At 32.9% G+C, this 11,952-nt stretch carries 12 protein-coding genes and 2 pseudogenes; 8 read left to right on the forward strand and 6 right to left on the reverse strand.

Annotated elements, in window-relative coordinates:
• Positions 1–304: 304 nt before the first annotated feature.
• The 5 genes and pseudogenes from THEBR_RS01385 to THEBR_RS01395 form a co-directional block, all read right to left on the reverse strand.
• Entirely contained in the window at positions 305–1,522 is a 1,218-nt protein-coding gene (locus tag THEBR_RS01385; RefSeq protein ID WP_012268955.1) for an IS256 family transposase, read from the reverse strand.
• A gap of 88 nt (positions 1,523–1,610) precedes the next feature.
• Positions 1,611–1,745: pseudogene (locus tag THEBR_RS12730) on the reverse strand (UPF0236 family transposase-like protein); the annotation flags it as partial.
• Positions 1,733–1,861 carry a hypothetical protein gene (locus tag THEBR_RS12735; protein ID WP_003868302.1) on the reverse strand — a complete coding sequence of 43 codons (129 nt, stop codon included), beginning with the start codon at positions 1,859–1,861 and terminating at the stop codon, positions 1,733–1,735. The gene THEBR_RS12735 and the pseudogene THEBR_RS12730, both read right to left, overlap by 13 nt.
• 232 nt (positions 1,862–2,093) lie before the next feature.
• Positions 2,094–2,378: an SHOCT domain-containing protein gene (locus tag THEBR_RS01390; RefSeq protein ID WP_003868303.1), complete on the reverse strand. Its 285-nt coding sequence runs from the start codon at positions 2,376–2,378 to the stop codon at positions 2,094–2,096.
• 31 nt (positions 2,379–2,409) lie between these two features.
• Complete coding sequence (locus tag THEBR_RS01395) at positions 2,410–2,601, reverse strand: SHOCT domain-containing protein (protein ID WP_013570774.1); 192 nt, start codon at positions 2,599–2,601, stop codon at positions 2,410–2,412.
• 258 nt (positions 2,602–2,859) lie between these two features.
• Between THEBR_RS01395 and THEBR_RS01400 the strand changes: the two genes are divergently transcribed.
• The 3 genes from THEBR_RS01400 (at position 2,860) to THEBR_RS01410 (ending at position 5,226) form a co-directional block, all read left to right on the forward strand.
• Entirely contained in the window at positions 2,860–3,555 is a 696-nt protein-coding gene (locus THEBR_RS01400; RefSeq protein ID WP_012268958.1) for a response regulator transcription factor, read from the forward strand.
• On the forward strand, positions 3,518–4,903 hold the full coding sequence (locus THEBR_RS01405; RefSeq protein ID WP_013570775.1) for a sensor histidine kinase: 1,386 nt from the start codon (positions 3,518–3,520) through the stop codon (positions 4,901–4,903). The genes THEBR_RS01400 and THEBR_RS01405 overlap by 38 nt, the downstream gene beginning before the upstream one ends.
• Before the next feature lie 74 nt (positions 4,904–4,977).
• Entirely contained in the window at positions 4,978–5,226 is a 249-nt protein-coding gene (locus THEBR_RS01410; protein WP_009053008.1) for an SHOCT domain-containing protein, read from the forward strand.
• Positions 5,227–5,457: 231 nt separating this feature from the next.
• Here the strand turns inward: THEBR_RS01410 and THEBR_RS11685 are convergent.
• Positions 5,458–5,553 (reverse strand): annotated as a pseudogene (locus THEBR_RS11685) (DUF1540 domain-containing protein); the annotation flags it as partial.
• Positions 5,554–5,970: 417 nt separating this feature from the next.
• Between THEBR_RS11685 and THEBR_RS01415 the strand changes: the two are divergent.
• From THEBR_RS01415 to mnmA, 5 genes are all read left to right on the forward strand, one after another.
• Positions 5,971–6,336 (forward strand): ArsR/SmtB family transcription factor, encoded by a 366-nt coding sequence (locus THEBR_RS01415; protein WP_009053006.1) that lies wholly within the window; start codon positions 5,971–5,973, stop codon positions 6,334–6,336.
• Positions 6,337–6,356: 20 nt separating this feature from the next.
• Positions 6,357–8,456 carry a heavy metal translocating P-type ATPase gene (locus THEBR_RS01420; RefSeq protein WP_012268960.1) on the forward strand — a complete coding sequence of 700 codons (2,100 nt, stop codon included), beginning with the start codon at positions 6,357–6,359 and terminating at the stop codon, positions 8,454–8,456.
• A gap of 170 nt (positions 8,457–8,626) precedes the next feature.
• Positions 8,627–9,565 (forward strand): cysteine synthase A, encoded by a 939-nt coding sequence (gene cysK, locus THEBR_RS01425; protein WP_009053004.1) that lies wholly within the window; start codon positions 8,627–8,629, stop codon positions 9,563–9,565.
• Between the two features lie 76 nt (positions 9,566–9,641).
• A complete protein-coding gene (gene nifS, locus THEBR_RS01430) occupies positions 9,642–10,796 on the forward strand; it encodes a cysteine desulfurase NifS (RefSeq protein ID WP_009053003.1) in 1,155 nt (384 codons plus the stop codon).
• Positions 10,793–11,923 (forward strand): tRNA 2-thiouridine(34) synthase MnmA, encoded by a 1,131-nt coding sequence (mnmA, locus tag THEBR_RS01435; protein ID WP_012268961.1) that lies wholly within the window; start codon positions 10,793–10,795, stop codon positions 11,921–11,923. The genes nifS and mnmA overlap by 4 nt, the downstream gene beginning before the upstream one ends.
• Positions 11,924–11,952 lie beyond the last annotated feature (29 nt).

The raw sequence follows: 11,952 nt of genomic DNA on the forward strand, positions 1-11,952 counted from the left end.
TTTAGTCGTTTAAGTCCAAATAAATAGGGGCCAGTACATTCTTCTCCTACATATGTTTTGTAATAGAGGGAGTGAAAAATATTTTGTGTATTTAGATTAATTTTATCCTCTTTCTCAGCAAGAATCAGTTAACATTTTTTATTTGATCAATCTTTAGTATAACCTTTTTTCTACATCTTATGCATGAAAGTGAATAATTTTGGTTAAAATATTTAATTAGGGATACTGTAAGCTTTTCTCTAGAACCTTTGAAGACCCAGGGATTCAAAGGTTCTAGAGAAAAAATTTTTTCGGGCTTCGCCCCCTATAAGTATTTTTCAAGTCTTCCAGGATACATTATGATTAATTGATTTAATACTATATCCCAGTTTTTATACCTCACTGTCCATTTCTTTAATACATTCATTGTTACTAAGTATAGCATTTTTTCTAATGCTTCATCAGATGGAAATATTGTTTTTGATTTTGTAACTTTCCTTAACTGCCTGTGGAATCCTTCAATTATGTTTGTTGTATACATTATTTTCCTTACTTCTTCAGGGAATTTGTAAAATGGACTTAATACATCCCAGTTATTCTCCCAACTCTTTATGGCATAAGGATATAGATTCTGCCATTTGTTTTTTAATTTCTCAAATTCATCCCTTGCTATTTCTTCATTAGCTGATTGATATACTGCTTTAAAATCTTTACTGAATTCTTTAAGGTGTTTATATGACACATATTTGAAGCAGTTCCTTAATTGATGTATTATACATCTTTGTATCTCTGATTTTGGAAATGCTGCTTGTATTGCTTCTTTTATCCCTGTTAATCCATCTACAGAAAATACTATAACATCTTCTACTCCTCTGTTCTTTAGCTCATTTAATACTCCAAGCCAGAATCTTGAACTCTCATTTTCTCCAATCCAAATCCCTAATACATCTTTTATGCCTTCTATCGTTACCCCTAATACTACATAAGCTGCTCTATTGATAATATGACCGTCTGTTCTTACTTTGTAATGGATGGCATCCATAAATATGAAAGTGTATATCTTTTCTAATGGCCTTGATTGCCATTCTTTTATTTCTGGTACTATTCTTTCGGTTATTTTGCTTACCATTTCTGCAGATAGTTCTATTCCATACAGGTCTTTTATCTGGTCATGAATATCTCTTGTTGACATTCCTCTTGCATATAGAGCTATTACTTTTTCTTCAATTCCTGATATGTCTCTTTTGTATTTTGGAACTATTTTAGGTTCAAATTCTCCTTGTCTGTCTCTTGGAATATCAATTTCCATCTCACCAAATTGAGTTTTTACCGTCTTTTGAGTATAGCCATTTCTTGAATTTTGAGTATCTTTGTCTTTTTTGTCATATCTTTCGTAGCCAAGTTCTGTTGAAAGTTCTGCTTCAAGCATTTCTTGAATAGTATCTTTAAAAAGGTTTTTTAATGATGTATAAAGGTCTGGAATAGATTGAATATTGTTTTCACTAATGAAATTTCTTAATTGTTCTTTTGTCAATAGTGACATTTTTAAAACCTCCTTCTTGGTTTTGTATATATTCTAATTCTTACCAAGAAAGAGGTTTTTAATCAGTTTACACAAAATTTTTTACAGTCTCGTAATAGACGTTCTTTAGTTTATTCCTACCATTTTTTGTTTCTCTTCCTTCATGTATGTATACAAGCCTTGGCATTTCTTTTTTTCCATCTTGTAAAGCTACATGGTCTTCATCCGCTTCTATGTATAATACTCCTTTTTGTCCTCTTTTATTATCTTGTCTAATTCCTCTATAAATAGCACAGCTACCTTCGCTCCTAATTCATCTGACTTTTTCTTGATTTCCGGAATAATCTCAGTTAAATCCATCCCTTCTTCTAACTCTTTTTAAATATTTTCATCATATCATTACTGAAATCCAATGAAATTGTAGTATAATATTATTTAGATTATTGTTCACAAGAGACAACTCCTTTCTGTGATTTTGTGTTTGCAAATTCTATTTTATCACAGGGGTTGTCTCTTGTTTATTTTTTTACTTAAAAAATCCTACGATAATTTTACACTATGATGTAACAACAATAATATTAAATTATTTGGTTTATTTTTTTAACATTTTTACTATTTCTGTATATTCGTCTAAAGTGATTTCACCGCGAACGTATCTTAACTTGGCAATTTCTAATGCTTCATTATTAGGATCTGTATCGTGTTTCTTAAAAAAGTTAACATTTCTAATCTGTTTTACTAGCAAGTAAATTACTACACCTATTAAAATTAAGAACAATATATTGGTAAGTCCACCACCGAACCAAGTTCCATAACCACAAGGATAATATCCTCCAAACCAACGACCTAAACCACCCATCATATATCCTCCAAACATTATTTTCTCCTCCTCTCTAAATATTTAAATTTTACAAAATACTTTTTAATTTGTTATATTCTTCTTCTTCTGTAATTTCACCTTTAGCCAAGCGTATATCGAGTATTCTTTTTGCTTCGTTTGTTTGGTAATTTTTGTTTTCATGTAAATTATTAATCATTCTTTGCAGGTTACCTGTTTTGTACAAATAAAAGCCAATTGCCAAGATTAATATAAGACCCATACTTTTCAACTCCTTTCTATTTATCGAAAAATTGTTAACTTGCTTTCACCTTTATTTTAAAACTTACTTTTGAAGAAAATATGAAGAGAAAAAAGATATAAACTGTTGGTAAATACAGCTTAATTAGAATGATTTCTAAAAATAGATGGTTAGATTTTCATAAGCCGTGATGTATAATATATGAAGAAAGAAATTTATCAAGCTATTTTCATACATTATTCATAATTTTACAATAAAATGATAAAGGATGGTTGAAAAATGGGTAAAAAGATATTTGTTGTTGATGACGAAATAAAAATACTGGAAGTTGTAAAGTCATATCTTGAACATGAGGGATTTAGCGTTATTACCGAAACCAATGGCAATAACGTTTTAAATACATTCAAAAAAGAAAAACCGGATCTTGTTATACTTGATCTTATGTTGCCAGGTATTTCAGGAGAGGAACTGTGCAAGAGGATACGGCAGTTTTCCAATGTTCCGATATTGATGCTTACAGCAAAAGTTCAAGAAAGTGATAAAATTAATGGATTTTCTATAGGTGCTGATGACTATCTTACAAAACCATTCAGCCCACGTGAATTGGTTATGAGAGTAAAGGCAATATTAAGGAGGACAAGTGATGATGTACCTCTTGCTGAAGTAATGTCTTTTAATAATGATGACCTTGTGGTCGATTTTAAAGCACACACGGTGAAGAAAAAAGGAGTAGTTGTAAATCTCACTCCAAACGAATTTAAAATTTTAAAGTTTTTAATTCGCAATCCTAACAGAGTCTTTACAAGAGAAGAATTAATTGAAAAAGTTATGGGATTTGACTATGAAGGCTATGACAGGACGATTGATGCACATATTAAAAATTTAAGACAAAAAATTGAAGACGATACGAAAAATCCAGTGTATATTAAAACGGTGTATGGTGTTGGATATAAATTTGGTGATGGAAATGTTTAGAAATAATTTAAGAACAAGGACGGCTATTGTATTTATTTCAATAGCTCTTATATCGATTGTTATTGTAAGTATTACAACAAACATCTTAATAATAAATAGCTTTGGAAATTATGTTACAAAGTCAACAGATAAAGAATTTAGCAATATAGCTAACACTCTTGCTGCAGTGTATAAATCTGAGGGGGGGTGGAAAAGTACAACAGGGCGTGAAATTGGTCATGCAGCTATGATGGAAGGATATGGATTAAGACTTAGAGATAAAGATGGCAAGATTATATGGGATTTTTCTTCAATGTCATATATGATGAATATGATGGGAAAATGGAATAAGAAAAATATTTCTGAAAAAACTCTTCCCATCATTGTAGATGAAAAAACAGTGGGATATGTGGATATAATTTATTATGGGCCGATAATGATGAGTGACTTGGATTTTAAGTTTTTATATGACATTAGTAGATATAATGTTATAGCAACGGTGATAGCTATTTTTATAGCATTGATTATAAGTATTTATGTGTCAAATTATATTACAAGACCGTTAATTAATATTACGGAAGTTGCTAAAAAGCTTGAAAAAGGTGATTTTACTGCAAAGGTTTATGATATACCTAAAGAAGAAGAGCTATTTAAGCTCACAGCTGCAATAAACCACCTTGGAGAATCTTTAAAATATCAAGAAATACTAAGAAAACAAATGACCTCTGACATTGCACATGAGCTTAGAACACCATTGACAACATTGCACAGTCATATTGAAGCAATGCTTGATGGGGTTTGGGAGCCTACGTATGAAAGACTGAAGAGTTTAAATGAAGAGGTCTTAAGACTTATAAATATTGTAAAAGACCTTGAAACATTGAATAAATTTGAATCTGACATGTTAAAGCTTAATAAAATCAAATTTGACGCAAGCGAATTAGTAAAGAGCATTTTAACAAATTTTGAAGCATCTTTTGCTGAAAAAGAACAAGAAGTTGTAAAGAACATCGAAGATAACATTATGTTGTTTGGCGATAAGGACAGGATAGCACAGGTCTTTGTTAACCTAATATCAAATTCAAATAAATATACTCCTGTAGGTGGCAAAATAAAAATAGACTTTTATAAAGATGGCGATTATGCAGTATTTATTGTAGAAGATAATGGAATGGGTATATCAAAAGATGATATTCCTTTTATTTTTGAAAGGTTTTACAGAGGAGAAAAATCAAGAAATCGTGAAACAGGTGGAAGTGGAATAGGGCTTTCGATTGCAAAAGCCATAGTACTAGCCCATGGAGGCAAAATAAACGTTGAAAGCGAGATAAATAAAGGGAGTAAGTTTATTGTTAAAATTCCCCTATAAAAACTGGTTCATAAGTTTTTCATAATGGCGGTGTATAATTATTTTTGAAAGGAAGAAGGGATGGTGAAAACATTATGATGAGAATGATGTATGGCTGGGGCTGGGGATATGGAATAGGTGGATTTATTTGGAGCATTGTCTGGATGGCAATAGAGATAGGTTTAATAGTTGCTGCAATATATCTTATTATATCATTATTTCGAGGCACAAAAAATAGAAACAAAGAGAGGGATGCGATAGAAATTTTAAAAGAAAGATATGCAAGAGGGGAAATAAGCGAAGAAGAATATCTTGAACGAAAAAAACGACTTGAAGAAAAATGATTATATCATTGCATGCAGGCATCTTTAAATTGATTTGTATTATATATTAATAGGGAAAGGGTCTTCTATATGAATCTGCAAATAGTGAGAGACCACTTTGGATTGGTAACAATTGCGATAATTGTAATATCAGTAATACCTGCATTGTAAGCTTTGTAAATGCGGAGACTTTTCTGTTATGTCTAAAGTCTGAAACGTTGAATACTTATCAATGGTTTTCTTTAGTTATTTTTATCTTGGTTTAAATGTTGTGCATTCTGTTTCTGCACTAGTTTTTGCAGGCATTACTTTTGAACTTACTTCAATTGATGGAGCGTGGCATTTCATTAAAAACTATTCACCGAAAATGTCATTGTTATCGTAATAATTAACCCAAAAATAGAATTTATTACCATAAGACAGCTTTAACAATAGGAAAGTAGTTTACATTAGTAGTATACAAATACAATTATTCCCTGTAAAATAACAAAAAAAGACAATACCACTTTATGGCTTACAATGCAGCTTCCCTCACTGTTAGTGTTCTTGCATTTGTTTTTTTGAATGATGATTAATTTTTGTAATTCCCTCTTTGCCATATTATTTCTCCCCTTTTCATACTGACATTATCGCAGAATACTTTTAATATGGCAATATCACAGAATAATAACATTCATCAGATTTCTGATATTGACATGAGGGAAAAATAATTATATACTAATATATGAACAATTATTCATATGTTCAAGTATTGAGGTGCTTTTTATGAAGGAGAAAGGAAATAAAGCAGAGGCTTGTGAAGTTACTATAATACATGAAGATATTGTAAACAAAGTAAAAGAAATTATGCCCGAAGAAACAAAATTATATGACCTTGCAGAATTATTCAAAGTATTTGGGGATACTACAAGGATAAAAATACTCTGTGCGTTATTTGAATCAGAGATGTGTGTTTGTGACATTGCGGCACTTCTTGGCATGAGCCAGTCTGCTGTTTCCCACCAACTTCGAGTATTAAAGCAAAATAAATTAGTGAAATTTAAAAAAGAAGGAAAAGTAGTGTATTATTCTTTAGCGGATGACCATGTAAAGAAAATATTTGAGCAGGGATTTAATCATATTAATGAGTGAATGAATAGAGGGTGAGTAATGTGCAAAATAATAACAAGTCATTTATTTTAAAAGGGCTTGATTGCGCAAGCTGTGCTGCCAAAATAGAAGAGGGTGTGAAAAGGATAGAGGGTGTGACTTATGCTAATTGTGATTTTGTCAACAGCAAGCTTTCCGTTGAAATAGATGATTCATATGAGCTGGAAAAAACGATAAAAGAATTGAAAAAACTCGTAAAAAATATAGAACCAAATGTTGAAATTATTGAATATGAAAATGAAAAGATTAAAGATGATAATGAGCTATTGAGAAGGGGCATTCGATATGGAATTTCTGCTATCTTGTTTACTGTTGCATTGATATTTAATTTATCTGTTTATGTTAAATTTACTTTATTTTTCATAAGCTATATAATCGTAGGTGGAGAAGTCATCTTAACAGCTGGTAAAAAGATTTTAAAAGGGCAGGTTTTTGATGAACATTTTCTTATGAGCATAGCGACAATTGGTGCTTTTGTTATTGGAGAGTATCCGGAAAGTGTAGCTGTAATGCTTTTTTACCAAATTGGGGAACTTCTGCAGGATATTGCTGTTGACCGTTCGAAAAGGTCTATTAAAGAGTTAATGAATATTCGTCCCGATTATGCTAACTTAAAAATTGGATATGAAATAAAGAGGGTTTCACCACAAGAAGTAAGACCGGGAGACGTCATCATAGTAAAGCCTGGTGAAAAAATACCACTTGATGGGAAGGTAATCGAAGGGGAATCGATGGTGGATACTTCTGCATTAACAGGAGAATCTGTTTTAAAAGAGGTTTATAAAGGCGCGGACGTTTTAAGTGGCTTTATAAATAAAAATGGACTTCTCACAATAGAAGTAACCAGAGAGTTTGCAGAATCAACTGTTTCAAAAATACTAGGACTTATTGAAGAGGCTAGCAGTAAGAAAGCTCCTACAGAAAAATTTATGACAAAGTTTGCCAAATATTACACTCCTATTGTTGTTTTTTTGGCATTGATTATTGCAGTAATTCCTCCTTTAATTATACCAGCAGCAACCTTCAAGGAATTTATATATAGAGCACTTATTTTTCTTGTAATATCGTGCCCCTGTGCACTGGTGTTATCGATTCCTTTAACCTTTTTTGCTGGTATAGGTGCTGCCTCAAAAAATGGCATCCTTGTAAAAGGAAGTAACTATTTGGAAGCGTTAAGCAATGTAGAAACTGTTGTATTTGATAAAACAGGTACCCTTACAAAAGGGGTATTTAAGGTGACGAAAATTAAATCTGTAAATGGCATGAGCAGGGATGCGCTTTTGGAATATGCGGCATATGCCGAAAGTTTTTCAAATCATCCTATAGCAGAATCCATTTTAAAAGCCTATGGGAAAGAAGTAGACAGATCTAAAATAAAAAAGTATGAAGAAATTTCAGGAAATGGCGTAAGAGCAAATATAGAAGGAAAAGAAGTCCTTGTGGGCAATGCTAAATTAATGAAGATGGGAAATATTGATTGTGTTACCGGTGACTCAACAGGCACTATCATCCATGTAGCTATAGATAACAAATACTGTGGTTATATCCTCATATCTGATGAGGTAAAGGAAGATTCCCCAAAAGCTATAGAAAGTCTCAGGAAAATGGGCATTAAAAGGATTGTCATGCTTACGGGGGATAACAAAGCTATCAGCGATAAAATCGCTGCTTCATTAAGGATTGATGAAGTGTATTCAGAACTTTTTCCAAATGAGAAAGTTGGTATACTTGAGAAGTTATATGCTAACAATAAAAAGGGCAAACTCATATTTGTCGGTGATGGCATAAATGATGCACCGGTTTTAGCGAGAGCTGATGTTGGTGTTGCAATGGGTGGAATCGGGTCAGATGTTGCTATAGAAGCAGCCGATGTAGTTTTAATGACAGATGAACCTTCAAAACTGGTAACAGCTATAAAGATATCCAAAAAAACAAAATTAATAGTATGGGAAAATATCCTTCTTGCGCTGGGAGTAAAAATAGTAGTTTTAGCACTTGGTGCTTTAGGGGTTCCTACAATGTGGGAAGCTGTATTCGCCGACGTTGGTGTTGCTCTCCTTGCAGTCCTTAATGCATTGCGTGTGCTAACTGGGGCGGTTTAAAACCGCCCCTTAAGTTTATGGAAACACAGAAATCTTCGTGACTTTTTTGCCTATAAATAAACTGAATTTTGAAAGTATCTATTGACATTGATATAAGATTGTGATACTTTAAGAAGAGAAAATTTATAATTCTTATCGGAATACTCGGAATTAAAAGGAGGCAAAAAATTATGTCTGAAAGAGAAGACAAAATTTATGAGGATATAACCCAGCTTATAGGCAATACACCTATGATTAGGTTAAATAAAATTGTTCCTGAAAATGCAGCGGAGGTCATAGTAAAATTAGAGTCTTTTAACCCAGGTGGGAGCGTTAAGGACAGAATTGCATTAAATATGATAAAAAGGGCTGAGGAAGAAGGAAGATTAAAACCTGGTGGGACAATTGTTGAAGCTACCAGTGGAAATACAGGCATTGGTCTTGCAATGGTCAGTGCTGTAAAAGGGTATAAATTGATTCTTGTCATGCCTGATACGATGAGTATAGAACGACGAAATTTACTTTTGTCATATGGAGCAGAGCTTGTTTTAACACCCGGTGCAGAGGGCATGAAAGGAGCCATAAAAAAGGCACAAGAAATTTTGGAATTGAATCCTGATTATATAATTTTAGATCAGTTTAAAAATTCTGCGAATCCAGAAATACATGAGCTTACAACGGCAAAAGAAATATTAAAAGATACAAATGGAATAGTAGATGCATTTGTAGCAGGTGTAGGCACAGGGGGAACAATATCCGGAGTAGGGAAAGTTTTAAAGCAATATAACAAAGATATAAAGATTTTTGCAGTAGAACCAGAGGAATCTCCTGTATTGTCAGGCGGCAAACCTGGACCTCATAAGATACAAGGAATAGGAGCTGGATTTATTCCCGACACATTAAATCTTGACGTTATCGATGAAATTATAAAGGTAAAAGAGAGAGATGCTTTTGAGATGTCAATGAAACTTGCAAAACAAGAAGGAATTCTTTGTGGTATTTCTTCAGGCGCAAATGTTTTTGCGGCAATTGAAGTTGCAAATCGCATCGGGAAAGGAAAACGAGTTGTAACTGTGTTGCCTGATACTGGGGAAAGATATTTAAGTATGCACAAATTTTTTGAATATTGAACTCCATAATGAATAAAAAATGCAGAATATGAACAGATACTAAGAAGTAGAAGATAAATAGAGAGAGGCGATTTTTGTGAGCACAATTTATTTAGACAATGCGGCGACTACTCCAGTTGATAAAAGGGTATTAGAGGCGATGTTACCATATTATAGTGATGTTTTTGGTAATCCCTCTTCTTTACATTCACATGGTCAAGAGGCGAAAAAAGCTATTGAAGAAGCGAGGGAAAAAGTAGCAAAAGCACTAGGTGCAGATTCTGAGGAAATATATTTTACCAGTGGAGGGTCTGAGTCAGATAATTGGGCATTAAAAGGTGTAGCATATGCGTTGAAAGAAAAAGGAAATCATATTATTACAACAGAAATTGAACATCATGCAGTGCTCCATACTTGCCGATATCTTGAAAAAGAAGGATTCAAAGTAACATATCTTCCAGTTGACGAATATGGACTTGTAAAACCTGAAGATTTAAAAAAGGCGATTACAGATAAAACAATCCTTGTTTCTATAATGTTTGCTAATAATGAGATAGGTACGATAGAGCCAATTGAGGAGCTTGTCAAAATAGCTCATGAAAAAAACATATATTTTCATACTGATGCTGTGCAAGCAGTTGGAAATGTACCGATAGATGTAAAAAAATTAGATGTTGATTTGTTATCTTTGTCTGCTCATAAGATATATGGACCCAAAGGTGTAGGAGCATTATATATAAAGAAGGGGGTAAAGATTCATTCGCTTATACAGGGAGGAACACAGGAAAAAAATAGAAGAGCAGGTACTGAAAATGTTCCAGGAATAGTAGGACTGGGGGAAGCGATAGAGCTTATCACGAAAAATTTGGATTCTCATATAAATAAACTTACATTTTTAAGAGATAAACTTATAAATGGAATATTAGAAAAAATACCTTATACGAGGTTAAACGGGCATCCAACAAAAAGGCTTCCAGGCAATGTTAATGTATCATTTGAATTTATAGATGGCGAATCCCTTATTTTAAACTTAGATATGGCAGGAATATGTGCTTCAAGTGGTTCAGCATGCACTTCTGGTTCACTTGAGCCATCTCATGTGCTTCTGGCAATTGGGCTCTCAAAAGAATTAGCTCGAGGGTCTTTGAGACTTACAATAGGTAAAGATAACACTGAAGAAGATATAGATAAGGTTTTAGAAGCACTTCCACAAATTGTTAAAAGATTAAGGTCAATATCACAGATTGTATGAGAGAATCTACAAGGAGGTTAGAAAATTTTTTTATGAAAAAGAATAACAGAGTAGTTGTGGGAATGAGCGGAGGTGTTGATAGCTCTGTTTCAGCGTATCTTTTAAAAGAGCAGGGATTTGATGTTATAGGTGTTACGATGCAAATATGGCAGGACAAAGATGAGGAAGCCGTAAGAGTTGAAGGCGGCTGTTGTTCATTAAGTGCTGTTAATGACGCCAGAAGAGTAGCGAATAAGATTGGCATTAAATATTATGTAATGAATTTTAAGGATGTTTTTAAAGAAAAAGTAATAGATTACTTTGTAGATGAATATTTAAAAGGTAGGACTCCTAATCCATGTATTGCTTGCAATAAATATATAAAATTTGAAGAACTTTTAAAAAGAGCCTGGATGATAGATGCATATTATGTGGCAACAGGCCATTATGCGATTAAAGAGTACGATGAAGAAAGAGGAAGGTATTTATTAAAGAAATCTGTAGATACTTCCAAAGACCAGACTTATGTACTATATAATCTTACTCAAACTCAGCTTGAGCATATTTTGTTTCCACTGGGTAAATATAAAAAAGATGAGGTCAGAGAGTTAGCTAAAAATTTAGGCCTGCCTGTTGCATCAAAGCCAGACAGTCAAGAAATTTGTTTTGTAACTGATAATGATTATGGAAAATTTATTAGAGAAAATGCCAAAGAAGAAATAAAACCAGGAGAATTTCGTGATACGAGAGGTAGATTTTTAGGCTATCATAAAGGGATTATACATTATACAATAGGACAAAGGAAAGGTTTAGGAATTTCTGTTGGTAAACCCCTCTATGTTGTTGATATTGATGCAGAAAATAATGTGGTAGTATTAGGATACGGTGACGAAGTATTTGGGGATGAACTCATTTCCTACAATAATAATTTTATTTCAATTGACAAACTTGAAAGAGAAATGAGAGTAAAAGCAAAGATACGGTACAATGCAAAAGAACAGGATGCAGTAATACGACCACTTGAAGACGGCAAAGTTTTTGTGAAATTTGATAATCCACAAAGGGCTATTACACCAGGACAGTCAGTAGTTTTTTATGAGGGAGATATTGTTGTAGGAGGGGGAACAATAGAAAGAAAAGTTAGATAAAATTTCGGAATCTCCTTTTATGTGGAAGA

Origin of the sequence: Thermoanaerobacter brockii subsp. finnii Ako-1 (genome assembly GCF_000175295.2) — a bacterium.
Taxonomy (GTDB): domain Bacteria; phylum Bacillota; class Thermoanaerobacteria; order Thermoanaerobacterales; family Thermoanaerobacteraceae; genus Thermoanaerobacter; species Thermoanaerobacter pseudethanolicus.

Excerpts from the sequence above, each read along its gene's own strand:
- THEBR_RS01385 (WP_012268955.1), bottom strand. The coding sequence starts at position 1,522 with ATGTCACTATTGACAAAAGAACAATTAAGAAATTTCATTAGTGAAAAC.
- THEBR_RS01400 (WP_012268958.1), top strand. The coding sequence starts at position 2,860 with ATGGGTAAAAAGATATTTGTTGTTGATGACGAAATAAAAATACTGGAA.
- THEBR_RS01410 (WP_009053008.1), top strand. The coding sequence starts at position 4,978 with ATGATGAGAATGATGTATGGCTGGGGCTGGGGATATGGAATAGGTGGA.
- mnmA (WP_012268961.1), top strand. The coding sequence starts at position 10,793 with ATGAGAGAATCTACAAGGAGGTTAGAAAATTTTTTTATGAAAAAGAAT.
- THEBR_RS01390 (WP_003868303.1), bottom strand. The coding sequence starts at position 2,378 with ATGTTTGGAGGATATATGATGGGTGGTTTAGGTCGTTGGTTTGGAGGA.
- THEBR_RS01395 (WP_013570774.1), bottom strand. The coding sequence starts at position 2,601 with ATGGGTCTTATATTAATCTTGGCAATTGGCTTTTATTTGTACAAAACA.
- THEBR_RS01415 (WP_009053006.1), top strand. The coding sequence starts at position 5,971 with ATGAAGGAGAAAGGAAATAAAGCAGAGGCTTGTGAAGTTACTATAATA.
- THEBR_RS12735 (WP_003868302.1), bottom strand. The coding sequence starts at position 1,861 with ATGGATTTAACTGAGATTATTCCGGAAATCAAGAAAAAGTCAGATGAA.
- THEBR_RS01405 (WP_013570775.1), top strand. The coding sequence starts at position 3,518 with ATGGTGTTGGATATAAATTTGGTGATGGAAATGTTTAGAAATAATTTA.
- cysK (WP_009053004.1), top strand. The coding sequence starts at position 8,627 with ATGTCTGAAAGAGAAGACAAAATTTATGAGGATATAACCCAGCTTATA.